The organism is Cellulomonas sp. Marseille-Q8402 (assembly GCF_965119525.1).
Genome location: NZ_CBCPLX010000001.1, coordinates 1,492,052 through 1,517,577, shown reverse-complemented (window position 1 = coordinate 1,517,577; position 25,526 = coordinate 1,492,052). Strand labels below are relative to the sequence as shown.

The 25,526-nt window shown below is 75.2% G+C and carries 23 protein-coding genes and 1 riboswitch; of the genes, 13 read left to right on the top strand and 10 right to left on the bottom strand.

Going from position 1 to position 25,526, the window contains the following annotated elements; translation table 11 throughout:
• The first annotated feature begins 40 nt into the window (after positions 1-40).
• The 3 genes from ACWPWW_RS06890 to ACWPWW_RS06880 all read left to right on the top strand — a co-directional run bounded on the left by ACWPWW_RS06890 (position 41) and on the right by ACWPWW_RS06880 (position 4,568).
• A complete protein-coding gene (locus ACWPWW_RS06890) occupies positions 41-3,151 on the top strand; it encodes an alpha-mannosidase (RefSeq protein WP_454049596.1) in 3,111 nt (1,036 codons plus the stop codon).
• A 95-nt stretch (positions 3,152-3,246) separates the two neighbouring features.
• Positions 3,247-4,125 (top strand): DsbA family protein, encoded by an 879-nt coding sequence (locus tag ACWPWW_RS06885; protein ID WP_454049595.1) that lies wholly within the window; start codon positions 3,247-3,249, stop codon positions 4,123-4,125.
• A gap of 38 nt (positions 4,126-4,163) precedes the next feature.
• Positions 4,164-4,568, top strand: a complete 405-nt coding sequence (locus tag ACWPWW_RS06880) for a DUF4259 domain-containing protein (protein ID WP_454049594.1) — start codon at positions 4,164-4,166, stop codon at positions 4,566-4,568.
• Between the two features lie 62 nt (positions 4,569-4,630).
• Here the strand turns inward: ACWPWW_RS06880 and ACWPWW_RS06875 are convergent, their stop codons facing one another.
• Positions 4,631-5,929, bottom strand: coding sequence for an NAD(P)/FAD-dependent oxidoreductase (locus ACWPWW_RS06875; RefSeq protein WP_454049593.1), 1,299 nt, complete (start codon positions 5,927-5,929; stop codon positions 4,631-4,633).
• Between the two features lie 92 nt (positions 5,930-6,021).
• Between ACWPWW_RS06875 and ACWPWW_RS06870 the strand changes: the two genes are divergently transcribed.
• Positions 6,022-6,459 (top strand): DUF3017 domain-containing protein, encoded by a 438-nt coding sequence (locus ACWPWW_RS06870; RefSeq protein WP_454049592.1) that lies wholly within the window; start codon positions 6,022-6,024, stop codon positions 6,457-6,459.
• Between the two features lie 84 nt (positions 6,460-6,543).
• Here ACWPWW_RS06870 and ACWPWW_RS06865 read toward each other — a convergent pair whose 3' ends face one another.
• Positions 6,544-7,644, bottom strand: coding sequence for an aquaporin (locus ACWPWW_RS06865; protein WP_454049591.1), 1,101 nt, complete (start codon positions 7,642-7,644; stop codon positions 6,544-6,546).
• 218 nt (positions 7,645-7,862) lie between these two features.
• Between ACWPWW_RS06865 and ACWPWW_RS06860 the strand changes: the two genes are divergently transcribed.
• From ACWPWW_RS06860 to ACWPWW_RS06850, 3 genes are all read left to right on the top strand, one after another.
• Positions 7,863-9,080 (top strand): NADP-dependent isocitrate dehydrogenase, encoded by a 1,218-nt coding sequence (locus ACWPWW_RS06860; RefSeq protein ID WP_454049590.1) that lies wholly within the window; start codon positions 7,863-7,865, stop codon positions 9,078-9,080.
• 166 nt (positions 9,081-9,246) lie between these two features.
• On the top strand, positions 9,247-10,431 hold the full coding sequence (locus tag ACWPWW_RS06855) for an ROK family transcriptional regulator (protein WP_454049589.1): 1,185 nt from the start codon (positions 9,247-9,249) through the stop codon (positions 10,429-10,431).
• A gap of 64 nt (positions 10,432-10,495) precedes the next feature.
• Entirely contained in the window at positions 10,496-11,275 is a 780-nt protein-coding gene (locus ACWPWW_RS06850) for an ATP-binding cassette domain-containing protein (protein WP_454049588.1), read from the top strand.
• A gap of 10 nt (positions 11,276-11,285) precedes the next feature.
• Here the strand turns inward: ACWPWW_RS06850 and purU are convergent, their stop codons facing one another.
• Positions 11,286-12,170 carry a formyltetrahydrofolate deformylase gene (gene purU, locus ACWPWW_RS06845; protein ID WP_454049587.1) on the bottom strand — a complete coding sequence of 295 codons (885 nt, stop codon included), beginning with the start codon at positions 12,168-12,170 and terminating at the stop codon, positions 11,286-11,288.
• 136 nt (positions 12,171-12,306) lie between these two features.
• On the opposite strand from purU, the gene ACWPWW_RS06840 reads away from it, so the two are divergent.
• The 3 genes from ACWPWW_RS06840 (at position 12,307) to ACWPWW_RS06830 (ending at position 15,194) form a co-directional block, all read left to right on the top strand.
• Positions 12,307-12,810 carry a GNAT family N-acetyltransferase gene (locus tag ACWPWW_RS06840; RefSeq protein ID WP_454049586.1) on the top strand — a complete coding sequence of 168 codons (504 nt, stop codon included), beginning with the start codon at positions 12,307-12,309 and terminating at the stop codon, positions 12,808-12,810.
• A 53-nt stretch (positions 12,811-12,863) separates the two neighbouring features.
• A riboswitch (ZMP/ZTP riboswitch) is annotated at positions 12,864-12,951 on the top strand.
• A gap of 60 nt (positions 12,952-13,011) precedes the next feature.
• Entirely contained in the window at positions 13,012-14,301 is a 1,290-nt protein-coding gene (gene glyA, locus ACWPWW_RS06835) for a serine hydroxymethyltransferase (protein WP_454049585.1), read from the top strand.
• A gap of 14 nt (positions 14,302-14,315) precedes the next feature.
• Positions 14,316-15,194: a bifunctional methylenetetrahydrofolate dehydrogenase/methenyltetrahydrofolate cyclohydrolase gene (locus tag ACWPWW_RS06830; RefSeq protein ID WP_454049584.1), complete on the top strand. Its 879-nt coding sequence runs from the start codon at positions 14,316-14,318 to the stop codon at positions 15,192-15,194.
• A gap of 254 nt (positions 15,195-15,448) precedes the next feature.
• On the opposite strand, the gene ACWPWW_RS06825 is transcribed toward ACWPWW_RS06830, so the two are convergent.
• The 4 genes from ACWPWW_RS06825 to ACWPWW_RS06810 all read right to left on the bottom strand — a co-directional run bounded on the left by ACWPWW_RS06825 (position 15,449) and on the right by ACWPWW_RS06810 (position 19,430).
• Positions 15,449-16,051 (bottom strand): cysteine hydrolase family protein, encoded by a 603-nt coding sequence (locus ACWPWW_RS06825; protein ID WP_454049583.1) that lies wholly within the window; start codon positions 16,049-16,051, stop codon positions 15,449-15,451.
• Entirely contained in the window at positions 16,048-17,598 is a 1,551-nt protein-coding gene (locus tag ACWPWW_RS06820; RefSeq protein WP_454049582.1) for a purine-cytosine permease family protein, read from the bottom strand. The genes ACWPWW_RS06825 and ACWPWW_RS06820 overlap by 4 nt, the downstream gene beginning before the upstream one ends.
• 108 nt (positions 17,599-17,706) lie before the next feature.
• Positions 17,707-18,516, bottom strand: a complete 810-nt coding sequence (locus ACWPWW_RS06815; protein ID WP_454049581.1) for an ABC transporter permease — start codon at positions 18,514-18,516, stop codon at positions 17,707-17,709.
• Positions 18,513-19,430: an ATP-binding cassette domain-containing protein gene (locus tag ACWPWW_RS06810; protein ID WP_454049580.1), complete on the bottom strand. Its 918-nt coding sequence runs from the start codon at positions 19,428-19,430 to the stop codon at positions 18,513-18,515. The genes ACWPWW_RS06815 and ACWPWW_RS06810 overlap by 4 nt, the downstream gene beginning before the upstream one ends.
• A gap of 86 nt (positions 19,431-19,516) precedes the next feature.
• Here ACWPWW_RS06810 and ACWPWW_RS06805 point away from each other — a divergent pair, with 86 nt between their 5' ends.
• The gene (locus tag ACWPWW_RS06805; protein ID WP_454049579.1) at positions 19,517-20,731 is read left to right on the top strand and encodes a TetR family transcriptional regulator; all 1,215 of its coding nucleotides are present in this window, start codon (positions 19,517-19,519) and stop codon (positions 20,729-20,731) included.
• A gap of 46 nt (positions 20,732-20,777) precedes the next feature.
• A complete protein-coding gene (locus ACWPWW_RS06800) occupies positions 20,778-21,590 on the top strand; it encodes an exodeoxyribonuclease III (protein ID WP_454049578.1) in 813 nt (270 codons plus the stop codon).
• Positions 21,591-21,642: 52 nt separating this feature from the next.
• On the opposite strand, the gene ACWPWW_RS06795 is transcribed toward ACWPWW_RS06800, so the two are convergent.
• The gene (locus ACWPWW_RS06795) at positions 21,643-22,935 is read right to left on the bottom strand and encodes an MFS transporter (protein ID WP_454049577.1); all 1,293 of its coding nucleotides are present in this window, start codon (positions 22,933-22,935) and stop codon (positions 21,643-21,645) included.
• 57 nt (positions 22,936-22,992) lie between these two features.
• On the opposite strand from ACWPWW_RS06795, the gene ACWPWW_RS06790 reads away from it, so the two are divergent.
• Positions 22,993-23,532 carry an ArsR/SmtB family transcription factor gene (locus ACWPWW_RS06790; RefSeq protein WP_454049576.1) on the top strand — a complete coding sequence of 180 codons (540 nt, stop codon included), beginning with the start codon at positions 22,993-22,995 and terminating at the stop codon, positions 23,530-23,532.
• On the opposite strand, the gene ACWPWW_RS06785 is transcribed toward ACWPWW_RS06790, so the two are convergent.
• The gene (locus ACWPWW_RS06785; protein WP_454049575.1) at positions 23,533-24,735 is read right to left on the bottom strand and encodes an FtsX-like permease family protein; all 1,203 of its coding nucleotides are present in this window, start codon (positions 24,733-24,735) and stop codon (positions 23,533-23,535) included.
• A complete protein-coding gene (locus tag ACWPWW_RS06780) occupies positions 24,732-25,526 on the bottom strand; it encodes an ABC transporter ATP-binding protein (protein ID WP_454050410.1) in 795 nt (264 codons plus the stop codon). Before ACWPWW_RS06780 ends, ACWPWW_RS06785 begins: the two co-directional genes overlap by 4 nt.

The following is a 25,526-nucleotide window of genomic DNA, read 5'->3' as shown; positions in this document are numbered from 1 at the left end:
TCCCGCACCCGTCCCCTCGTCCGACCCCGGAGGTCCCTCCATGCCCGTCGACGCGTCCGCCCTCGTCCTCCAGCGCGTGCAGCGGTTCGTGCACGAGCGCCTCACGCCGGCCCTCGTCGCCGCCCGTGCCCCGCTGACCGTCACCGCCTGGACGGTGCCGGGCGCCGACGGGCTGCCGGGCGAGCCGGTGCCGTTCAGCGAGGCGGCCGCCCAGGAGTACGCCCCGGCGCCGCTCGGCACGCCGTGGGGCGCGCCGTGGAGCACCACCTGGTTCCGGATGACGGGTGCGATCCCGCAGGCGTGGCTCGGATCGGCCGCGGTGCGCGAGGGACGGCACGCCGTCGAGCTCGCGATCGACCTCGGGTTCACCACCACCCAGCCGGGCTTCCAGGCGGAGGGCCTAGTGCTGCGGCCCGACGGCGTCACCCTCAAGGGCCTGTCGCCGCGCAACCAGGCGGTGCCGTGGTCCGAGCCGTCGGTCGACGTCTTCGTCGAGGCCGCCGGCAACCCCGACGTCGGCAGCAGCACCTGGTACGGGCCGACGCCGCTCGGCGACCCGCGCACGGCCGGCGCCGACCCGATGTACGCGCTGCGGTCGGCCGAGGTGGTGCTGCGCGACGTCGAGGTCTGGGAGCTCTGGCAGGACCTCCTCGCGGTGCAGGGCCTGGTGGAGGTCACCGATCCCGGCTCCACCCGGTACGCGCGGGCGCTGCGCGCGCTCGACCTCGTGGTCGACGCGATCGACCCGTTCGACGTCGCCGGGACCGCCTCCGACGGCCGTGCGGTGCTGCGGCCGGTGCTCGACGTCCCCGCGGTCGCCGGCGGGCACCGGGTGCTCGCGACCGGGCACGCGCACATCGACTCCGCCTGGCTGTGGCCGGCGCGGGAGACGGTGCGCAAGTGCTCCCGCACGTTCTCCAGCGCCGTCGCGCTGATGGACGAGCGGCCGGACTTCGTGTTCGCCTGCTCGTCCGCGCAGCAGTACGCGTGGGTCGCCGAGCGGCACCCCGAGCTCTTCGCGCGCATCAAGGAGAAGGTGGCGGCGGGCCAGTTCGTGCCCGTCGGGGGGATGTGGGTCGAGTCCGACACCAACATGCCCGGCGGCGAGGCGCTCGCCCGGCAGATGGTCGAGGGGAAGCGGTACTTCCTCGAGGAGTTCGGCCACGAGACGCAGGACGTCTGGCTGCCCGACTCGTTCGGGTACACCGGCGCGCTGCCGCAGATCGTCCGCGCCGCGGGGTCGCGGTGGTTCCTGTCGCAGAAGCTGTCCTGGAACGACACGAACCGGATGCCGCACCACACGTTCCGGTGGGAGGGGATCGACGGGTCGCGCGTGCTCGCGCACTTCCCGCCGGTCGACACCTACAACTCCGACCTGTCGCCGCGCGAGCTCGCGCACGCCGAGCGCGAGTTCCGGGACAAGGACGTCGCCTCCGAGTCCCTGGTGCCGTTCGGCTGGGGCGACGGCGGCGGCGGCCCGACCCGGGAGATGCTCGCGGCCGCCGACCGCGCGCGGTCGCTGGCGGGGCTGCCCGAGGTCGAGCTCGGGTCGCCGAACACGTTCTTCGAGCGGGCCGAGGCCGAGCTCGCGGACGCGGGGACCCCCGCGGTGTGGTCGGGCGAGATGTACCTGGAGTACCACCGCGGGACCTACACGTCGCAGGCCCGGACCAAGCGCGGCAACCGCCGCAGCGAGCACCTGCTCCGCGAGGCCGAGCTGTGGGCGGCCACCGCCGCGGTGCGGACCGGCTCCGCGTACCCGGCCGGGGAGCTGCGCGACCTCTGGCGGGTCGTGCTCCTGCACCAGTTCCACGACATCCTCCCCGGGTCGTCGATCGGCTGGGTCTACCGGCAGGCCGAGGAGGCGTACGCCGACGTCGAGCGGCGCGCCGAGGCCGTGGTCGCGGCGGCGCTCGCGGCCCTGGTCGGGGAGGACGGCGGGGCGGGGGACGCGGGCGCGAGGGGAACCGTCCGGTTCAACGCCGCCCCGCACGCCCGGGACGGCGTGCCCGCGCTGGGCGGGGCGCTCGCGGCCGACGACGGCGCGGGTCCTGCGGGCGCCGTCGAGGTGCTGCGCGAGGACGACGGCACGCTGCGGGTCCGGACCGACGTCCTCGACGTCCGGCTGACCGCGGGCGGGCAGCTCGCCTCCGTGCGCGACCTCGCCGCCGACCGCGAGGCGGTCGCCCCCGGGCACCTGGCCAACCTGCTGCAGGTGCACCGCGACGTGCCCCGGCAGTGGGACGCCTGGGACATCGACGCCGAGTACCGCCGGACCGTGCAGGACCTCCTGGCGGCGGACGCGGTCGAGGTCGTCGCCGAGAAGCCCGACCGCGCGGTCGTCCGCACCTCGCGGACCGTCGGCGACTCCACGATCGTGCAGGACCTGACCTTCCGGCCCGGCACCCGGGTGGTCGAGATCGTCACCGAGGTCGACTGGCACGAGCGGCAGCGGCTGCTCAAGCTCGCGTTCGGCCTCGACCTGCACGCCGACCGGTCCGCCGCCGAGACGCAGTTCGGCCACGTGCTCCGGCCGACGCACACCAACACGTCGTGGGACGCCGCGCGGTACGAGATCTGCGCGCACCGCTGGCTGCACGTGGGCGAGCCCGGCTACGGGGTGTCCGTCGCCAACGACGCGACCTACGGGCACGACGTGACGCGCACGGTCACCGAGGACGGCGGCACGGCGACGGTCGTCCGGCAGTCGCTGCTGCGGGCGCCGCTGTTCCCCGACCCCGAGGCCGACCAGGGCCGGCACCGGTTCCTCTCCGTGCTCCACGTCGGCGCCGGGATCCCGGAGGCGGTCGTCGACGGCTACCGGGCGAACCTCCCCGTGCGCGAGGTGCGCGGCAGCCGGGGGGTCGAGCCGCTGGTGACGGTCGACGGCGACGGCGTGGTGGTCGAGGCCGTGAAGCTCGCCGACGACGGGTCGGGCGACGTGGTCGTGCGGCTGTACGAGGCGCACGGCACCCGCGCCCGCGCCACCGTGACCCCGGGGTTCCCGACGGCGGGGGTCGTCGAGACGGACCTGCTGGAGCGGGACGTCCCGGCCCGGGCGGTGCGCGCGGGCAGCCACGGCGACGGTGGTGCCGTGGCGCTCGAGCTGCGGCCGTTCCAGCTGGTGACCCTGCGGCTGCGGCGGGGCTGACAGCCCGGCCCCAGGGCGCACCCAGCCTGCGCGCAGGTCCGCACGTGACGGTGCGGGGGCACCCGCCCCCGCACGTCGAAGGAAGCACCGCCCCGATGAGCTCGCGCCCCGCCGGTCAGGAGAAGCTGCCCAAGAAGGACCGCAAGGCCCTCGCCCGTGAGCTCGCGCGGATCGAGCGGGAGCGGGAGGCCCGCCGCCGGCGGCGCAACCGGCGGCTCGGCCGGGCCGGTGCGGGCACGGCGGTGGTCGCCGTCGCCGTGGTGGCGGTGCTGGCCGTGCAGGCGTCGGCGCGCGCCGGGCAGGTCGGGCCGCACAACATGCTGGCGGACGGCGTCGTGCTCGGCGGCGACGGCACCACCGTCACCGCGAGCCGGACCAGCGCGCTCGACCCCGGGCAGGACCCGACCCCGACCGTGGTCGACCGCAGCACCGGGGTGCTCGACCTCGTGCTGTACGTCGACTACGCGTCGCCGGAGGCCGCCGCGTTCTGGTCGGCCGGCGCGGCCGGGGTCGAGCAGTGGGTCACCGCCGGGTCCGCGACGCTGGAGCTGCACCCGCTCGCGCTGGAGACCGCGGGCGATTACTCGGCCCGCGCCGCGGGCGCGCTGGCCTGCGTGGCGGACACCGTCCCGGACAGTGCGCTCGCGGTCCACGACGCGCTGCTCGCCGCGCAACCGGACCTGGACCAGGACGGCCTGGACGACGACGAGCTGCTCGCGCTCGTCCAGGGCGCCGGGGTGACCGACCAGGGTGTCGCCGACTGCGTGACGGGCGGCGACTTCACCGACTGGGCGCAGCAGGCCACGGACCGGGCGGCGAGCGGCGTGCCGTTCGACGTGGGCGCGGTGACGACGAGCCCGGTGCTGCTGGTCGGCGGCCAGGAGTACACCGGCGCGCTCGACGACCCGGACGCGCTGGCCGCGTTCGTCGAGCAGGTCGGCACGCAGCTCGAGGCGGAGGCGGCGGCCGGCTGACCGGTCGCGCCGGCGGGGCTGCGGCTAGGGTCGGCGGCATGGGTACCTGGGGCGCGGGACCGTTCGACAGCGACGGCGCGGGCGACCTGCTCGCGATGATCCGGCACGGCGACTTCACCTTCGACGACGTCGACGCGTACTTCGAGGACGACGAGTACGTCGAGGCCGACGGCGGGCAGGCCGCGCTCGCCCTGGTCGAGCTGGTGCTGGCCCTGCACGGGCAGCCGCACGCGCCGGTGCTCGGCGAGGACGAGGTCCTCGCCGGCCTGGCCCCGCACCTGACGCCGGAACGCACCCGCTGGCTGGTCGAGCAGGCCGACCGCGTGCTCGCCGACCCCGACACCTCCGAGCTCTACGAGCTCTGGACCGAGTCCGGCGCCGACCAGTGGCGCGAGCCGGCCCTCGCGTCGGTGGCGCGGCTGCGGGCGGTCGCCGAGAGCTGATCCGCCTCGGGCGCCGGGGACGCGCGTGTCGCGCGGGCGCCGGAGGTGCGCTCCGGGAGACGTCAGCCGGCGACGGCGCGGGGGAGCGGCACGGACGGGTCGGCCGCCCGGTCCCGGTCGAGCACCGGCAGCGCGGGCCCGGCGAACAGCCGCCGGGCGCCGCCGACGTCGCGCGGCCGGTCGACGGTGAACGCGGCCGTGAGCGTCGGCGAGCCCGGGACGAACCACAGCGCCGTCCACCCGTCCTCCCCGGACGGGTCGCCCCGCAGCAGCACGTCGTCGTCCGCCCCCGGCACGCCGTACAGCGCCAGCTCGTGCCCGAGCTGCGTGGAGAACACGTAGGGCGCGAGGTCCGCCTCGACCGGCTCGCCCCCGAGCAGCCCGGCGACGGCGACCGCGGGCCCGCGCAGCGCCGCGTCCCAGTGCCCGCCCGACACCCAGCCGTGCCGCGCGGACCGGCGGCGGGCGGCGTCGCCGACGACCCGGACCCGCCAGGAGCCGTCGACGGGGGCGTGCCGCTCGTCGACCCGGACCGACCCGTCGGCGTCGAGCGGCAACGACCCCGCCAGCCACCCGGTCGCCGGCCGTGCGCCGACCGCGGCGAGCACGACGTCGGCGGGCAGCACGCTGCCGTCGGCGAGCGTGACGGCGTCGGCCTCCACCGCCGCGACGGGCACGCCGGTGCGGAGCCGTACGCCCGCGGACGCGTACCAGGGCGCGGTGAGCGTTCCGACGCGGGAGCCGAGCGCCGTCCCGAGGGGTGCGTCGCGCGCCTCGACCACCGTGACGTCCACCCCGGCCGCGGCGGCGCCCGTGGCCACCTCGGCACCGACCCAGCCGGCGCCGATCACGACGAGCCGCCGGCCCGGCAGGAGGTCGGCGCGCAGGCGGGCCGCGTCGGTGGCGGTGTGCAACGTGCGGGCGGCGGTCCAGGCGGGCGGCCGCACCGCAACCGCACCGCAGGCGACCACGACCGCGTCCGCGGCGACCTCGCCCTCGCGGGTCCGCACGAGCACGCCCTGGTCGTCGACCTCGAGGCCCGTCGCCGGCGAGGAGAGCCGGACGTCGTCGGCGACGGCGAGCGCGTCGGTCCCCAGCTCGTCGGCGAGCCACGCGGGTGCCGGCCGGTCCAGCAGGTGCTTCGACAGCGGCGGCCGGTCGTACGGCGCGACGCCCTCGGCACCCAGCACGGTCACGTGCCCGTCGAACCCCTGCGCGCGCAGCTCCAGGACGGTGCGCGCACCGGCCAGCCCGGCGCCGACCACGACGACGGAGGCCGGGCGCCGCCGCTCCGGCGGAGCGGCCGACCCGGTGGTCAGAGCGGGGGAGGACACGTCGGGACGACGACCGGGCGCAGGCACCCGGCCACCGTAGCGCCGGGTAGCCTCGGTGGTGCCGGCGACCACCGCCGCCGCGTGCCCCACCGGGCCGCGCACCCGCCGGGAGGAGCCGCGTGAGCCAGGACGAGCCCGTCGCCGCGCCCCGTGCCGCCGTGCCCGACGCCCCGGTCGCCGGCACCGCGTCGCCCGACGCGGCGGTGCCGCCCGTGCCGCCCGTGGTGTCGGAGGAGGAGCGGTTCGACGCCGACGGCCGCCCGCTCGACCCCCGGGCGATCGCCCGCGCGTCGCTGGCCGCCGACCGGAACTGGTCGCTGTGGGGGCTGGCCGGCGCCGTGCTGTTCTGCGTCGCCCTGGCGCTCGCGGCCGGGACCCCGACCGGGGCGCTCGCGCTCGCGGTGTTCCTCGGCTGCTGCGCTGTCGTCCGCGGGGTGGTGCGCCGCGCACCGAGTGCGCTCGTCGTGCGCAGCAGGCCGGTCGACGTGCTCGTGCTGGCCGGCCTCGCGGTGACCATCGCCGTGCTGTCCCAGGTCGTGCCGGCGCCGCTCGGCTGACGCACCGGGTCCGCAGACACCGCAAGGGGCGGTGACCCGGCTCGGGTCACCGCCCCTGCGGCGTGTGCTGCGTGCTCGTGCGGCTCAGCGCGACGGGCGCAGGTCCATCTCGACCTCGTCGATCTCGAGGTCCTCGTCCATGACGTCGTCCTCGGCCGGGTTGGTCGCGAAGGCGCGGTAGAGCAGCGCGGCGAGGGCGGCGCCCACGAGCGGCGCGACCCAGAACACCCAGAGCTGGCCCCAGGCCCACGACTCGGAGAAGATCGCCGCGGCCGTGGAGCGGGCCGGGTTCAGGGAGCCGCCGGTGACGGGGTACGCGACGAGCGCGCCGAACGCCAGGGTGAGGCCGATGGCGAACGCCGCCTGCTTGCGGGGGCCGCGCCGGTCGGTGGCGCCGAGGTAGACGCCGACCAGGATCGCCGCGAGGACGCCCTCGATCAGGAGCGCCGCGACCAGGCCGAAGCCCGACCCGCCGGTCGACTGCGCGATCGGGGAGTGGGTGTCGTACCCGTTCGCCGTGCCGCTGAAGAAGGTGCGCTCGTTGCCGGCCAGCGCCTCGAGCGAGCTCGTAGTCACGAACAGCACCGCGGAGGCGATCGCACCGCCGACGAGCTGCGCGAGCCAGTAGGGGATCACGTGGCTCCACGGCGTCCGGCCGGCGAGCGCCGCGCCGAGCGTGATCGCCGGGTTGAAGTGGCCGCCGGAGACGTGCGAGACGGCGAGGAACGCCGCGACGCCGCCGAAGCCGAAGCCCAGCGCGGTGCCGACGACGCCCGCGCCCGTGATCGACGCGAACAGGGCCGCGCCGAGGGCGGCGAACAGCACGACGAAGGTGCCGAACAGCTCGGCGCCCAGGCGGGCGACCAGCGGCGGGCCGGTCAGCGTGGCGCGGACGGCCTCGATCTCCACCTCGTCGGGCAGCGTGCTCGCGGTGCCGTAGCCGTCGGCGGCGCCGAACCCGACCGGCACGGCGGCCGGGGCCGGGGCGGCGGCGGGCGCCGGCGCGGCGGTCGGCTCGGACGCGCCGGACGCGGCCGGTGCCGCAGAGATCGGCGCCGGTGCGGACGCCGGGGCCGGGGCCGGGGCGGCCGATCCGGCGGGCGGCGCGGACGGCGTCGGGGTCACGGGGACGCCGGCTGCCGGAGCGGCTGCGTCCTCGGTGGGCTCGGGCTTGTCCTGGGACATGTTCATCCGTTCGTCCGGGTGCGGTGGTGGGCGCGGTCCCGCGTGTGGCGGCGGTGTCCGCTCCGGTGCGGCCCCGGTGGCGGCAGGCCCGGGGCCTGCGCGGCGCCCGGGGTCGGGCACATCCGTCCAGCATGCCAGGGATGGCTGTGGGCTGCCTGGACGCAGCCCGAGCCGGTCGCGGCCCGCGAAGTCTCTCGACGTCAAGTAATCTGGCGCGCATGGCGAAGATCAAGGTGGTTGGACCGGTCGTCGAGCTCGACGGTGACGAGATGACACGGATCATCTGGCAGTTCATCAAGGACCGCCTGATCCATCCGTACCTGGACGTGGACCTGCGCTACTACGACCTGTCGATCGAGAACCGCGACGCAACGGACGACCAGGTCACGGTCGACGCGGCGCACGCGATCCTCGAGCACGGCGTCGGCGTGAAGTGCGCGACGATCACGCCCGACGAGGCGCGGGTCGAGGAGTTCGGGCTCAAGAAGATGTGGCGCTCCCCGAACGGGACGATCCGCAACATCCTCGGCGGCGTGGTGTTCCGCGAGCCGATCATCATCAGCAACATCCCGCGCCTGGTCCCGGGCTGGAACAAGCCGATCATCATCGGCCGCCACGCCCACGGCGACCAGTACAAGGCGACCGACTTCGTGGTGCAGGGCGCGGGCACGCTGACCCTGACCTTCACCCCGGCGGACGGCTCCGAGCCGATCCAGCAGGAGGTCGTGACCTACCCCGACCGCGGCGGCGTCGCCATGGCCATGTACAACTTCGACGAGTCGATCCGCGACTTCGCGCGGGCCTCGTTCGCCTACGGCCTGCAGCGCGAGTACCCGGTGTACCTGTCCACCAAGAACACGATCCTCAAGGCCTACGACGGCCGGTTCAAGGACCTGTTCCAGGAGGTCTTCGACGCCGAGTACGCCGCGGCGTTCGCCGAGGCCGGCCTGACCTACGAGCACCGCCTCATCGACGACATGGTCGCCTCGGCCATGAAGTGGGAGGGCGGCTACGTCTGGGCCTGCAAGAACTACGACGGCGACGTCCAGTCCGACACCGTCGCGCAGGGCTTCGGCTCGCTCGGCCTGATGACCTCGGTCCTGATGACCCCCGACGGCAAGACCGTCGAGGCCGAGGCCGCGCACGGCACCGTCACCCGGCACTACCGCCAGCACCAGGCCGGCAAGCCGACGTCGACCAACCCGATCGCGTCGATCTTCGCCTGGACCGGCGGCCTCAAGCACCGCGGCAAGCTGGACTCGACCCCCGAGGTCACGCAGTTCGCCGAGACGCTCGAGGACGTCGTCATCAAGACCGTCGAGAGCGGCAAGATGACCAAGGACCTCGCGCTCCTGGTCGGCCCCGAGCAGCAGTGGCTGACCACCGAGGACTTCCTCGCGGCGCTCGACGAGAACCTGGCCGCCCGCCTGGGCTGAGCCCGCACCAGCACGACCGACCGGCCGTCGCCCGCACCCCGCGGGCGGCGGCCGTCGTCGTGCCCGGACCGGTCCGGTGGCGCCGTTGCCGTCACCACCTGAACGCATCCGCCGGGTGGCGCTGCCACGTCCCGTCCGAGGTGCGCGCGCCTGTATCCTCGGCTACGTGGGCACTGAGAGAGTGACCCCGGGCTCGCAATCTTCACTCCGTGAAGCCAACCGGGCCCGGATCGTGAGTGCCGTCCAGCAGCGTGGCTCGCTCACGCAGGTCGAGCTGGCCGGCGTCACGGGGCTGTCACCCGCCACGGTGTCGAACATCGTCAAGGAGCTCACCGGCGCGGGCGTCCTGCACACCGCGCCCACGTCGCGCAGCGGCCGCCGGGCCCAGCAGGTCACCCTCGCGCGCAACCTCGGGCTGGTCGCCGGGATCCACTTCGGCTCGCGGTCGCTGCGGGTGTCGATCGCCGACGTCGCCCAGCGGATCGTCGCCGACCAGCGGATGCCGCTTCCCCCCGACCACCGTGCCGACGCGGGGCTGGAGCGGGCGGCGCTGCTGCTCACCGAGCTGGTCGACTCCGTCGGCGCGACGATGTCCGAGGTGCTGACGGTCGGCGTGGGCGTGCCCGCGCCGGTCGACCCGGTCTCGGGTCAGATCGTGTCGGTCGGGGTGCTGCGGGGCTGGGACGGCGTGGCGGTGCCGGAGGTGCTCGAGCGCCGGATCGGCGTGCCGGTGCGGGTGGACAACGACTCCAACCTCGGCGCCCTGGCGGAGCTGCGGCACGGTGCCGCGCGCGGCAAGCAGCACGTGGCCTACCTGAAGGTGTCGCACGGCGTCGGCAGCGGCCTGATCGTCGACGGGCGCGTGTTCCACGGCCGAACCGGGGCGGCGGGGGAGTTCGGGCACATCACGATCGACGACAACGGCCCGATCTGCCGGTGCGGCAACCGCGGCTGCCTGGACGCGCTGATCGGTGCGCCGGCGCTGCTGCGCATGCTCGAGTCGAGCCACGGGCACCTGACGCTGGCCGACGTGATCGCGCGCGCTCAGGACGGCGACCCGGGCTGCCGCCGGGTGATCTCGGACGCCGGCCGGCTGCTCGCGGTCGCGGCGGCGAACACGTGCAACCTGTTCGACCCGGAGCTGGTGGTCGTCGGCGGCCGGCTCGCGGAGGCCGGGCCGATCCTCCTGGACACGTTCCGCACGGTGCTCGCCCAGCGGACGCTGCCGAGCACGGCGGGGCCGGTCGAGGTGGTGGTCTCCGAGCTCGGCACGGCCGCCGAGGTGCGCGGGGCCCTCGCCCTGGCCCTGGACCACGCCGGTATTGCCCAGTCGATGGCGGTGGCAGGATGAACCGGTGCAGCAGGGCACGCAGGGGACGCGGCAGGGCCGCAGCGGACGCAGCGGAGGAGGACCGGTGAGCACGACCACCACGCCCGTCCTGTCGGTGCGGGGCGTGTCCCGCAACTACGGCGCCGTCCGTGCGCTCGTCGACGTGGACCTGGACATCCACGCGCACGAGGTCGTCGCGATCGTCGGCGACATCGGCGCCGGCAAGTCGACGCTGGCCCGGGTGATGTCCGGCGCCCTGGCGCCCGACAGCGGGCACATCGAGGTCGACGGCGCGCCCGTCACCATGCCGTCCACCCGCGCGGCGCGGGACCTCGGGATCGCGGCGGTGTTCCAGGACCTGGCGCTGTGCGAGAACCTCGACGTGGTGCAGAACCTGTTCCTCGGGCAGGAGATCCGGCGCGCCGGCATGCTCGACGAGCGGCAGATGGAGCGCCGCGCGTGGGAGACGCTCGGCCAGCTCGCCGCTCGCGTGCCGTCGGTGCGGGCACCGGTGCGCGCGCTCTCCGGCGGGCAGCGGCAGGCCGTGGCCGTCGCGCGGACGCTCGTCGGGAACCCGCGGGTCGTGGTGCTCGACGAGCCGCTCGCCTCGCTCGGCATCTCGCAGACCGCCGAGGTGCTCAACATGGTGGAGCGGCTGCGGGAGAGCGGCCTCGGCGTCGTGATGATCAGCCACTCGATGGTCGACGTGCAGGCCGTCGCCGACCGGATCGTGGTGCTGCGCCTCGGCCGGATCAACGGCGACTTCGACGCGCAGCACGCGTCCTACGAGGACCTGATCGCGGCGATCACCGGCATCACGCCCACGGGGCGCCTGCCGCGGCCGACCCGGCCCGCCGCGCTCTGAGCCGGTCGGCTCAGCGGAAGACGATCGTGCGGTGCCCGTCCAGCAGCACCCGGTGCTCGGCGTGCCACCGCACCGCGCGGGCCAGCGCCCGGCGCTCGACGTCCTGACCCAGCGCGACCAGGTCGGCGACCCCGCGGCTGTGGTCGACGCGCTCGACGTCCTGCTCGATGATCGGGCCCTCGTCCAGGTCGCCCGTGACGTAGTGCGCGGTGGCGCCGATCAGCTTGACGCCGCGGTCGTGCGCCTGCGCGTACGGGCGGGCGCCCTTGAACGACGGCAGGAACGAGTGGTGGATGTTGATGATCCGCCCGGCCAGCGCGCGGCACAGGTCGTCCGACAGGATCTGCATGTACCGGGCGAGCACGACCAGCTCGACGTCCAGCTCCTCGACGAGCTCCAGCAGCCGCGCCTCGGCGGCCGCCTTGGTGTCGCGGGTGACGGGCACGTGGTGGAAGTCGATGTCGTAGAACGCGGCGAGGTCGGCCAGCGCGGTGTGGTTGGAGACCAGCCCGACGATGTCGATCGGCAGCCCCTCGGAGCGCTGCCGGAACGCGAGGTCGTTGACGCAGTGCGCGGCGGTCGAGCCCAGGACGAGCGTGCGCATCTTGCGCCCCGCGACGTCGAGCGACCAGTCCATCCGGAACCGCGGCGCCAGCGCGCCCAGCGCAGCCTCCAGCTCCGTCCGCGTCCGGTCCGCGGCCACCTCGACGCGCATGAAGAACAGGCCGGTGAGCGCGTCCCCGAACTGCTGCGACTCGGTGATGTTGCCGCCGTGCTCGGCGAGCAGCCCCGCGACGGCGGCCACGATGCCGGGCTGGTCGGGGCAGGACAGCGACAGCACCCACGACGTGGCGGACGAGGCGGGGCTGCCGGGGAGCGGCGTGGAGGTCGTCACGGGACGCGAGGGTACCCGCGTGCCGCGGGGCGCCGCGGGGCCGTCCGCGCCCCGGCGGGCGTCCAGCGGGTGGAATCGTGACGAACTCGGGACCTCCGGGTGGTCGGGCGCGCGCGACGGCTGAGACGATGGGGGCATGAGCGAGACCGAGGTGACCATCCGGCCCGTCGTCGACGCCGATGCCGGGGAGCTGCTGACGCTGCGCCGCGCCGCGTTCGTCACCGAGGCGCAGCAGTACGACGACCCGCACATCCCGCCGCTGACGCAGACGCTCAGCGAGCTGCGCACCGACCTCGCCGCCGACGGCGTCGTGACGCTCGGCGCCTGGGCCGGTCACCGGCTGGTCGGGTCGATCCGCGTGGTGCTGGAGGGCAAGAAGGCCACGCTGGGCCGGTTCGCCGTCGCGCCGGACCAGCAGGGCCACGGCGTCGGGACGCAGCTGCTGCTCGCGATCCTGCCGCACCTGCCGGAGGACGTGGAGGAGATCTGGGTGTTCACCGGCCGGGACTCGGTGCACAACCTCGCGCTCTACGAGAAGCACGGCTACACGCACGAGCACGACCAGACGGTCGGCGACCTCACCTACGCGTACCTGCGCCGGATCCTCGGCGACGCCTCGGAGGCGCCCGCGTCGGCCTGAGGCCCGCCCGGTCCGCGGACGCCCGCCCCGCACGCCGGGCGACGTTGCTAGGCTGACCCGGTCGCGACTGGCGCACAGGTGGGTCACCACCGGGGAGCGACGCAGCAGCACGTCGTCGGGTCGGACGCCTGGGCCCCGCGGTCACCCCACACCATCGGTGTGCGGTCGACAGACCGCGCCCGCCGACTGCCGAGGAGACGCATGAGCGCCGAGAACACGCCGCTGCTCGACCAGAACCTGTCGCAGGTCGACCCGGAGATCGCCGCCGTCCTGGACGGGGAGCTGGCCCGCCAGCAGGGCACGCTCGAGATGATCGCCAGCGAGAACTTCGTCCCGCGCGCCGTCCTGCAGGCGCAGGGCTCCGTGCTGACCAACAAGTACGCCGAGGGCTACCCGGGCCGCCGCTACTACGGCGGCTGCGAGCAGGTCGACATCGCCGAGGACCTGGCGATCACCCGCGCGAAGCAGCTGTTCGGCGCCGAGCACGCCAACGTCCAGCCGCACTCGGGCGCCACCGCCAACGCGGCCGTGCTGCACGCCCTCGCCAGCGCCGGCGACCGCATCCTGGGCCTCGAGCTCGCGCACGGCGGGCACCTGACGCACGGCATGAAGATCAACTTCTCCGGCAAGCTCTACGACGTCGGCGCGTACGGCGTGAACCCGGACACCTTCCTCATCGAGCCGGAGGCGATCCGCGAGGCCGCCCTCAAGCACCGCCCGCAGGTGATCATCGGCGGCTGGTCCGCCTACCCGCGGCACCTCGACTTCGCCGCGATGCGCGAGATCGCCGACGAGGTCGGCGCGAAGCTCTGGGTCGACATGGCGCACTTCGCCGGCCTCGTCGCCGCGGGCCTGCACCCGTCGCCCGTGCCGTACGCCGACGTCGTGTCGTCCACCGTGCACAAGACCATCGGCGGTCCCCGCTCGGGCTTCATCCTGAGCAAGGAGGAGTACGCCAAGAAGATCGACTCCGCCGTGTTCCCGGGCCAGCAGGGCGGCCCGCTCATGCACGTCATCGCCGCCAAGGCCGTGTCGTTCAAGATCGCGGGCGGCGAGGAGTTCAAGGACCGTCAGCAGCGCACCATCGACGGCGCGCGGATCATCGCGGACCGGCTCGTGTCCCCCGAGGTCGCGGCCGCGGGCGTGTCCGTCCTGACCGGCGGCACCGACGTGCACCTGGTGCTGGTGGACCTGCGGAACTCGTCCCTCGACGGGCAGCAGGCCGAGGACCTCCTGCACGACGTCGGCATCACCGTGAACCGCAACGCGGTGCCGTTCGACCCGCGCCCCCCGCGCGTCACCTCCGGCCTGCGGATCGGCACCCCGGCGCTCGCGACCCGCGGGTTCGGCGACGCCGAGTTCACCGAGGTCGCGGACATCATCGCCACGGCGCTGGTGGCCGGCGCGTCGGCCGACGTCGAGGCGCTGCGGGCGCGGGTGGCCAAGCTGGCCGACGCGTTCCCGCTGTACCCCGGCCTGCAGCAGTACTGAGCGGGGCCGCGACCATGACGGCGAAGACGCTCGACGGCAAGGCCACGGCCGCCGCGATCAAGGCCGAGCTCACGACGCGGGTGGCCGCGCTCGCGGAGCGCGGCATCCGGCCCGGACTCGGCACGCTGCTGGTGGGGGAGGACCCGGGATCGGTGTCCTACGTCGCCGGCAAGCACCGGGACTGCGCCGAGGTCGGCATCGCGTCCATCCGCGAGGACCTGCCGGCCGACGCCACGCAGGAGCAGATCGAGGCGGCGGTGCAGCGGCTGAACGAGGACCCGGCCTGCACCGGGTTCATCGTGCAGCTGCCGCTGCCCCGCGGGATCGACACCAACCGGGTGCTCGAGCTGGTCGACCCCGACAAGGACGCCGACGGCCTGCACCCGACCAACCTCGGCCGCCTGGTGCTGCGGGTCAACGAGGACGTCACGTCCCCGCTGCCCTGCACGCCGCGCGGCATCGTCGAGCTGCTCACCCGGCACGGCGTCGACCTGTCCGGGGCGGACGTCACGGTGATCGGGCGCGGCACCACGGTCGGGCGGTCCATCGGCCTGCTGCTGACCCGCCGCGCCGTCAACGCGACCGTCACGCTCACCCACACCGGCACGGTCGACCTCGCCGAGCACACCCGCAACGCCGACGTGATCGTCGCCGCGGCCGGGGTGCCGGGGATCCTCACCGCCGACCTGGTGAAGCCGGGCGCGGTCGTGGTCGACGTCGGCGTCTCGCGGGTGCAGGACCCGGAGACGGGGAAGTACCGGATCGCGGGCGACGTGGACGCGGGCGTGTCGGAGGTGGCGGCGTGGGTGTCCCCGAACCCCGGGGGAGTCGGCCCGATGACCCGCGCGATGCTGCTGGCCAACGTGGTGGAGTCCGCCGAGCGCCAGGCCTGATCCCGCGGCCGCCGGCGCCCCGGCGCGCCCGGCGCTCCGGCACCGAGGTCGTCACACGTGCACGAGGTCGTCCCGCAGGACTGACGACCTCGTGCGCGGGTGACGACCTCGTGCGCGAGCCCCGACCTCGTGCGCGGGTGACGACCTCGTGCGCGAGCCCTGACCTCGTGCGCGAGCCCCGACCTCGTGCGCGAGCCCTGACCTCGGGCGCAGGTGACGGCCTCGCGCGCTCGTGCGGGCGGCGCTGCGCGCGGTCAGGCGGTCGTGGCGAGGACGGCGTGCGCCGTGGTCGCGTCGACGACGTCGGCGAGCGGCGCGTAGAGCCGGATCGCGTCGAGGGCGCGGGCGTGCGCCTCGTCGTCGGAGCCCGCGCAGCCCTCGGCGACCACCCGCACGGCGACCCCCGCGTCGGCCGCGGCGAGCGCCGTCGACAGGACGCAGCAGTCGGTGGAGACCCCCGTCAGGAGCATGGTGTCGCCAGGGCCCAGGTGCGCGGCGAGCCCGGGCCCCCACTTGCCGAACGTGGTGGCGGTGACGACCGGCACCGCCGCCGCGAGGTCCGCGAGCTCCGGGACCAGCGCGTACGCCGGGGCGTCCGGCGGCTGCAGGGCGAACGGCCAGTCGGCGTAGTACGGCACCCACGCGCCCTGCGGGTGCTCGGGCGCGACGAACCGGGTCAGCACCGTGCGCCCGGGGCCGGCGGCGTCGGCGAGGGCCCGCACGACGGGCAGCGCCTCCGCGAACCGCGGCGCGGCCCACGGGCTGCGCGGGTCGGCGAACACGGGCTGCATGTCGACGGCGACGAGGACCGCGCGGCCGGGGACCGTTCCCGCCAGGTCCGTGCCGGGGGCCGTCACCGGTCCGCCCCCGCCGCGACGGGCGGGACGTCGAGGTCCTCGGACGGGGGCAGCGCCTCCTGCCGCCGGACCGCCCCGCGGCGCAGCAGCAGGGTGCCGAGGAGGCCCACGGCAAGCGCCACCAGCACCCCGAGGTTGGCGTACGCCCACGCACCCTCGGTGCCGCCCAGCCCGACGGGTCCCAGCAGGTAGCCCTGCCAGGTGAGCCACGCCGCGGAGGCGTTCGTGACGAGCCCCCAGCCGAGGAACGTGCCGAGCGCGAGCAGGGTCAGCGGCACGGCGGGCGCGCGCCCGTAGCGGCCGGCGGGGCGGAACAGGTCCCGGTCGTCGTAGTCGCGGCGACGCAGCAGGACGTCGGCCAGCATGATCCCCGCCCAGGCGGCGATCGGGACGCCCAGGGTGATGAGGAAGCCCTGGAACACCCCGAAGAAGGTGTCCGAGCCGAACACGATGTAGACGGTGCCGAGCACCATGATCACGCCGTCGATCCCGGCGGCGACCGGGCGGGTGACGGGCAGCCCGGTGGACACGAGCGCGAGGCCGGAGGAGTAGATGTCCAGCACCGCGCCGCCGACCAGGCCGAGGACCGCGACCACCGCGAACGGGATGAGGTACCAGGTGGGCAGGACGGTGGTGAGCGCGCCGATCGGGTCGGCGCTGATGGCGCCGCGCAGCTCCGGGTCCGAACCGGCGAGCAGGAGGCCGAACACGAGCAGGACCACCGGCGCGAGCGAGGCGCCGAACGTGGTCCAGGCGACGACCCCGGCACCCGACGTGTGCCGCGGCAGGTAGCGCGAGTAGTCGGCCGCCATGTTGACCCAGCCGAGCCCGAAGCCGGTCATCATGAACACGAGCGCGCCGATGAACGCCTGCGCGGTCCCGGACGGCAGGGCGCTCACGGCGTCCAGGTCGATCTGGTCGACCACCAGCAGGACGTAGCCGACGGTGAGCACCGCCGTGACGACCGTGATCACGGTCTGCATCCGCATGATGAGGTCGAACCCGAAGACGCCGCCGGCGATGATCAGCCCCGCGACGACGACGAGGGCGACCACCTGGACGGCGGACCCGCCGCCCCAGCCGAGCGCCTCGACCACGGTCGCGGTCGCCAGGGTGGCGAGCGCCGTGAGGATCGTCTCCCAGCCGACCGTCAGCAGCCAGGACAGCACCGCGGCGACCCGGTTGCCCTGCACGCCGAGCGCCGCCCGGGACAGCACCATCGTCGGGGCGGACCCGCGCTTGCCGGCCAGCGCCACGACGCCGCAGAGCAGGAACGAGAACACGATGCCCACGACGCTCGCGGTCACCGCCTGCGGGAACGACACCCCGAAGTCGAGCACCCACGCGCCGTAGGACAGGCCCAGGACCGACACGTTGGCGGCGAACCACGGCCAGAACAGCTGGCGCGGCGTGCCCTTGCGGTCGCGGTCGGCGATGACGTCGACGCCCGCGGACTCGACGGCCAGGGCGCGGCCGGGCGGGACGGCGCCGGCGGCGCCGTCGGGCTGGGCGGCGGGCCCGGCGCTCGCCGGGGTCGGGACGGACATGGGGCCTCCTCGGGCCGGGTGGTTCGGCTGGACCCCATCCCACCACCGACGACGCCGCCGGTCACCCCCACGGCCCGGGCCTGGGGACGACCAGCGGCGCGCCGGGCGTCAGCGCGTCGAGCGGCGCCGGAACAGCCACGCCGCCGTGAGCCGGGCGACGACGAGCAGCCCGGCGCACCAGGCGAGCGCCACCAGGGGCTGCCCGCCCGGTGCGCCGGTGAGCCACGCCCGGACGGTGTCGGTCACCGGGGTGACGGGCTGGTAGGTGGCGACGACCTCGAGCACCCGCGGCATGGACTCGGGCGGGACGAACGCGCTCGACACGTAAGGCAGGAACATGATCGCGAACGTGAACCCGTTGGCCGCCTCCGGGCCCGACGCCACCATCCCGATGCACACGGCCGTCCAGGTGAGCGCGAGCACGTACAGCACGACCAGCCCGGCGACCGCCAGCCACTCGGCGAGGCCGGCGGTCGGCCGGAACCCGGCGGCGTAGGCGACGCCGACGACGAGCGCGGTGGACACGCCGTTGCGCACCACCGACTCGACCACGTGGCCCGTCAACGCCGCGACCGGGCGGACGGGCAGCGTGCGGAACCGGTTCATCAGCCCGCCGGTCATGTCCGAGGCGACGGACACCGCGGTGGTGGCCGCCCCGTAGCCGGCGCACAGCAGGACGATCCCGGGCACCACGTAGTCGACGTACGCCGCCTGCCCGGTCTGGATGGCGCCGCCGAAGACGTAGACGAACAGCAGCATGAGGATCACCGGCAGGGCGATGCCCATGATCAGGGTGTCGGGCGTGCGCAGCGAGCGGCGCAGGCTGCGCCCGATCATCGCGGTGGTGTCCTGGAGCGCCCAGCCGCCGGGCGGGGCCGGGGCGGTCGTGCGGGCGGGTGCGAGCGTGGTGGTGGTCATGACGCCTCCCGGGTGGTGACGGCCGTCGGCGGCTCCGGTGCGGGGTCCGTGGGCCGGCCGGTCAGGGTGAGGAACACGTCGTCGAGGGTCGGCACCGCGACCCGCCAGCTCGCGACGGGCACCCGGCGGAGCTCGACGTCGGCGAGGATGCGGCGCACGTCCGGCACGGAGGCGTCGGTGGCGATGCGCTCGGTGCCCCCGTCCGCCAGCTGCAGCTCGACGTGCGCGGCACCGACCTGGCGCTTGAGGTCGGCCGCCGTGCCCTCGGCGATGACCCGGCCGCGGTCGAGCACGGCCACGCGGTCGGCGAGCGCGTCGGCCTCGTCCAGGTACTGGGTCGTGAGCAGGACGGTCGCGCCGCCCGCGACCACGTCGCGGATGACTGCCCAGAGGTCGGACCGGCTGCGGGGGTCGAGCCCGGTGGTCGGCTCGTCCAGGAAGATCACCCGGGGCTGCGTCAGCAGGCTGACCGCGAGGTCGAGCCGTCGCCGCATGCCGCCCGAGTACGTGCGGACGAGGCGGTCGGCGGCGTCGCCCAGCTCGAACAGGTCCAGCAGGTCCTCGCCGCGCCGCCGGCCCTCGAGCCGGGGCAGGTGCGCGAGCCGCGCCATCAGGCGCAGGTTCTCCCGGCCGGTGAGCAGCTCGTCCACCGCCGTGTACTGGCCGGTGAGGCTGATCGCCTCCCGCACCCGGTCGCCCTCGCGGACCACGTCGTGGCCGGCGACGGTCGCCGTCCCGCCGTCGGGTCGCAGCAGGGTGCTGAGGATCTCGACCGTGGTGGTCTTGCCCGCGCCGTTCGGCCCGAGCAGGCCGAGCACCTGGCCGCGCGGCACCGCGAGGTCGACGGCCGTCAGCACGGTCGTCGGACCGAACGCCTTGCGCAGCGCCCGGGTCTCGATCATGAGCGTCTCCATCGCCCGCTCCTTTCTGTCTACGTCGTACACGGATCGTCCGTTGTGTATGTTGTACACAGTTGTCACCCGGACGGTCAAGGAGTGCGATGCAGCCCGACGACGAGCAGGCGCGGCGCCAGGCCGAGGCGCTCCGCAAGGACCGGGAGAAGGCGGCCCGGGCCGCGGACAAGGAGGCGGCGCGCGCCGAGCGCGACCGGGACAAGGCGCGCCGCGACGCCGAGAAGGCGCAGCGGGACCGCGACCGGGCGCTGCGCGCCGCGGAGAAGGAGAGCGAGCGGCTGCGCGCCGAGCAGGAGCGCGCCGTCCGGGAGGTCGAGCGCGAGGCGGACCGCGCCGAGCGCGAGGCGCAGAAGGCGGCGCTCGACGCGGACCTCGCTGCGCAGCGGGCCGCGCGTCAGGTCGAGCGCGCACGCCTGCGGGCGCTCGCTGCCGAGGAGCCGCAGCCGGAGATCGACGAGGACCCGGCCCCGCTGCCGCCCGGTCTGGCGCTGCTGTGGCGGCCCGCGCCGGCCGGCCGGCGCGGGCCCCGGCCCGGGCTCACGCCGACCGGGATCGCGGACGCGGCGATCGCCCTGGCCGACGCCGACGGGCTCGCGGCCGTGTCGATGGCACGGGTCGCCGAGCGGGTGGGCGTGACGACGATGGCGCTCTACCGGTACGTGTCGAGCAAGGACGACCTGCTGGCTCTGATGATGGAGACGGCCCTGGCCGAGGCCGTCGCGGCGGCGGACGCCGAGCGCGCGGACGAGGAGCCCCGGCCCGACGACGGCGTGCCCGGCTGGCGCCGCGAGCTGGAGCGCTGGTGCCACGACCAGCTCGGGCTGGCGCGGGCGCACCCGTGGACGGTCGAGGCGCCCGTCGCCGCCTCGCTGCCCGGGCCGGCGCGGGTGGCGTTCATCGACCGGGGGCTGCGCGCCCTGAGCGGCACGCCGCTCACCTGGGCCGAGAAGACCGCGGTGGTCGGGCGGCTGTCGCTGCACCTGCTGAGCGAGGGGCAGGTCGTCGCCGCCGAGGTGCGGGCGGCCCGGGCGGCGGAGGGCGACGCGGTCCCGCACCCGGCGCTGATGGACTACGCGTCGGTGCTGCGCGCGGTGACGGACCCCGAGCGGCACCCGGTGCTGGCCGAGGCCGTGGCGGCGGGGGCGTTCGACCCGGAGCCGCCGGACGGGGAGCCGGACGCCGGTGCGGAGGAGCACGACTGGGGGCTGCGGCTGATGCTCGACGGCGTCGCGGCGCTGGTCGAGCGCGCGTCGCAGCGGGCGTCGCAGCGGGCGTCGCAGCGGGAGCCGGGCGCCGGCTGAGGGTGCGTGGCGGGTCGTGTCGGTGGCGTGCGGTTGGATGGTCCGCGTGCTGACGGTAGCGACTGCGAACGTGAACGGGATCCGTGCCGCCTTCAAGCGGGGGATGGGGGACTGGATCGAGGCCCGCCGGCCGGACGTCCTGCTGCTGCAGGAGGTGCGGGCGTCCGACGAGATCCTCGCCGACCACCTGGCGGCCGAGGGCTGGCACCTCGCCCACGAGGCCAGCGAGACCAAGGGCCGGGCCGGCGTCGCGATCGCCTCGCGGCTGCCGATGCGCGCGGTCCGGATCGGCATCGGCACGGGCGTGCCGACGGACAGCGGGCGCTGGGTGGAGGCCGACCTCGAGCTCCCCGCCGCCGAGGGTGCCGCGCCGCGCGTGCTGACCGTCGTGTCGGCGTACGTGCACTCGGGCCAGGCGGGCACCCCGAAGATGGACGAGAAGTTCGCGTTCCTCGACGTGATGACCAAGCGGCTGGCCGAGCTCGCCGGCGGCGAGCACGACGCGGTCGTCGCGGGCGACCTCAACATCGCCCACCGCGAGGTCGACATCAAGAACTGGAAGGGCAACCGCACGGCCGCCGGCTTCCTGCCGGAGGAGCGGGCCTACCTGGACACCTGGTTCGACGAGCAGGGCTGGCGCGACCTCGGCCGCGAGCACGGCGGCGACGGCCCCGGCCCGTACACCTGGTGGTCCTGGCGCGGGCAGGCGTTCGACAACGACTCCGGGTGGCGGATCGACTACCAGCTCGCGACGCCGGGGCTCGCCGACCGGGTGCGCTCGGTCGACATCGACCGGGCTGCGACGTACGACGCCCGGTTCAGCGACCACGCCCCGGTGGTCGTCACCTACGACGTCTGACGCGACGGCCCCGGCGCGGGCGCCGACGTGACGAGGACGCCGGCGTCCCGCTCTACGCGGGCGCCGGCGCGCCCGGCAGCTCCCGCATCCCCAGCAGCGGGGACAGCAGCACGGGCAGGGCGGCGAGGACCGAGCCGGCGGCGGCCACCCACAGCGTCGGCAGCACGCCCCAGGTGTGCCCGATCCAGCCGCCGAGCAGCCCGCCGATCGGCGTGGTGCCCCACACGATGAACCGCACCGACGCGTTCATCCGCCCGAGCAGCGGCGGCGGGCAGACCCGCTGCCGGAAGCTGACCTGGGCGACGTTGTAGACCACGACGGCGCCGTAGAACAGCACGCCGCCCGCGATCAGCGTCGCCTGCGGCGGGAACGGCAGCACCACGGCGAGCGGCGTCAGCGCGGCACCCGGGGCGAACGCCAGCGCGGCGAGCGGGATGACCCGGCCCTCGCCGACCCAGCGGACCAGCCGGTCGGAGCTGACGGCCCCGAGCAGGCCGCCGACGGCGGACGCCGAGAGGACCGTGCCGTAGGCGGCCGCGTCCAGGCCGAGCTCGCGCAGGGCGTAGATCACCGTCACGGCGCCGGCGGCCGCGGTGAACAGGTTGCCGATCGCGGTGCAGGCGACGATCCGGCGCAGCAGCGGCTGGCGCAGCACGAACTGCAGGCCCTCGGCGATCTCCACCTTGAGCGAGCGGCGGCCGGCGACGGGCGGCAGCTCCTCGACCTTCCGGATCCGGGACAGCGCGAGCGCCGACACCAGGTACGTCCCGGCGTTCACCGCGAGCAGCAGGGGCGCGGCGACCACGCGGAGCAGCGCTCCGCCGAGCGCCGGTCCGGCCACGCCCGCGACGGACTGCGTGGCCTGCAGCTTCGCGTTGCCCTCGCCGATGTGCTCGAGCCCGACCAGCCCCGGCACGTACGACTGGTGCGCGACGTCGAAGAACACCGTGGCGACGCTCATGACGAGCGCGCCCGCGTAGAGCACCGCCATCGACGCGTGGCCGGTGAGGGCCAGCGCGACCACGACGGCGAGCGTCGCGGCGCGCACCAGGTCGGCGGTGATCAGCACCCGGCGCTTGCGCATCCGGTCCACCCAGGCACCGGTCGGCAGGCCGATGATCAGGAACGCGGCGGTCTCGGCGGCGGTGAGCAGGCCCATCTGCCACTCGGTCGCGCCGAGGTCCCGCACCGCGAGCACCGGCAGCGCGATCCCCGTCAGCTGGAAGCCGAGCTGGGAGAGGGCGTCACCGGTCCACAGCCGGCGGAAGTCCGGGTGCCGGGCGAGCGACCGGCGACGGGCGGGTGCCGCGTCGAGCGGGGGCACGCCGGGGGCGGGTGAGGTCATGCCGTCAGGATGGCGTCACTGATTGGGAGATGTCAATCAGTGAGTAGGATCGTCGCCATGACCTCCGCCGATCCCGCGGCCGCCGCACCCGACGCGGCCGAGCTCGACGCCGACGCCCGCGCCCTGGCCTCCTCGGTCCGGCTCCGGATCCTGCGGCTGTGCCTCGACGAGGCGCTGACCAACCGGGAGATCGCCGACCGGCTGGGCCGGAACCCGGCGACGGTGCTGCACCACGTCCGGACGCTGGTCGACCGCGGGTTCCTCGCGGCCGAGCCGGTGCGCCGCGGCGCCCGCGGCTCCCGCGAGGTGCCCTACCGGGCGACGAAGAAGTCGTGGCGCGCGCCCGACTTCCCCGGGAAGTGGCAGCTGATGCTGTCGACGTTCGTCGAGGAGGTAACCGAGGCCGATCCCGACTCCGTCCGGATGACCCGGCTCGGCGTGCGGCTCAGCGCGGCCGAGCACGAGGAGCTCATGACGCGCGTGGACGCGTTCTTCGCGGAGCTGGCCGACCGGCGTCCCACCCCGGACGGGACGCCGTACTCGGTCCTGTTCGCGCTGCACGAGGACGCGGGCCGCCTCCCGCGGCGACCTGCCTGATCAGTACCGGATCGCGTCGATCACCTTGACCCGGACCGCCCAGAGCGCCGGCAGCAGACCCGCCACGGCGCCGACGCCCGCGGCGCACGCGAGGCCGGTCAGCGCGGCGGACACGGGGAACGGCGGCGCGTCCTGCAGCCCGGTGCCGAGCAGGCGCTCGACGGGCAGGTTGTCCAGGGCGACGACGGCCAGCACCACGCCGACCACGCCGGCCACGAGGGTCGCCACCACCGACTCCAGCAGCACCCCGAAGAACACGCGCCCGGACGTCGCGCCGAACGAGCGCCGGATGCCGATCTCCCGGATCCGCTGCCGCACCGTGACCAGCGCGATGTTGAGCAGCCCGAGGCCGCCCAGCAGCAGCGCGAAGCCGCTGACCGCGATGATCACCCAGCGCGACGCGGAGTCGAGCACGTCGGAGTCGCCCATCGGCTCGGACACGTCGACCTGCCAGCCGGGCAGCGCCGCCTGCAGGTCCTGGGTCACACGCTCCTTCAACGCGGGCACGTCACCGGGCGGCACCCAGAGCTCGAGCACCGGCACGGACGCGCCCATGCCCCAGGGGTCGGCGGCCAGGCCCCACCGGTCCGCCTGGTCCAGGAGCACCGTGTACGTCGGTCCCTCCTCCGGGTACTGGTCTCGCACCACGCCGACCACCTCGGCGCGCACGGCCTGCTGGCCCTGGATCACCACCGTCGGGTGGGTGGACAGGTCCTCGACCCCGAGCTCCGCGAGGAACGCGTCGTTGACCACGAGCGTCGGCGCGAGCCGCTCGACGTCGGAGTCCGCGAACCAGCGCCCCTCGTGCGGCACGATGCGGTGGATGACGCCGTAGTCGGGGTCCACGACCTGCCCGTTCAGCAGCCGCGTGCCGCCCGGCAGGTCCACCGCCATCTGGCCGCCGGTGACCCGCGAGGCGTACGCGACGGAGTACCGCTCCACCACGTCGTCCAGGGCGGCGGTCCCGCGGACCGCGTCGCCCGTGCCCGTCATCGGGTAGGCGTACACCGTCAGCGTGGTGTCGCGCCCGACCCAGCGCTCGGACTGCTCCCGCGTCGCCTGCCCGAGCATCTCGACCGCGGCGGTGACGCCGGTGATCGCGGTGACGGCCGCCGCGACGCCGATCAGCGACAGCAGCACCCGCAGCTTGTGCACCCGCAGCTCGTCCCACGCCTCGACGAGCGCGCCCGCGAGGCCGGTCACGAGGCGTCCCCGGCGGTGATCGTGCGCGGCGCCGGGACGCCGTCGGTGCTGGCGCCCAGCACCGGCACGTCGCCGACCCACTCGGCGAGCGACCCGGGCCGGTCGGGGGAGACCAGGGTGACGGGGACCAGCACGCCGTCCGCGAGCCGGTAGTGCCGGCCGGACCGGGCGGCGACCGCGAGGTCGTGCGTGATGGTGACGAGCGCCGCGCCGGACTCCCGGGCGATCTCGTCCAGCAGCGTCATGACCGCGGTGCCCGTGTCGACGTCGAGGGCGCCGGTGGGCTCGTCGGCGAGGATGACCCGCGGGCGGCGGACCAGCGCCCGGGCGATCGCGACGCGCTGCTGCTCGCCGCCCGACAGGCGGTCCGGCATGTCCTCGAGGCGGTCCCCGAGGCCCACGCGCTCGAGCATCTCGGCGGCGAGCCGGTTCCGGGACCAGAACTGCCGGCCGCGCGCGTACAGCAGGGGCGCGGCGACGTTCTCCAGGACCGTGCGCCCGGTGAGCAGGTTGAACTGCTGGAAGACGAAGCCGAACGACTCCCCGCGCAGCCGTGCCCGGCGCCGGCCCGGGAGCCGCCGGGTGGAGACGCCGTCGAGCAGGTACTCGCCGTCGGTCGGTGCGTCCAGCAGCCCGAGGATGTTCAGCAGCGTCGACTTGCCGGTGCCCGAGCGGCCGACCACGGCGACGTGCTCGCCCGCGTCCACGCGCAGCGTCACGCCGGTGAGGATGTGCAGCACCCGGTCGTCGGCGAGCCGGACGGAGCGGGTGACGTCGGTGAGCTCGAGCAT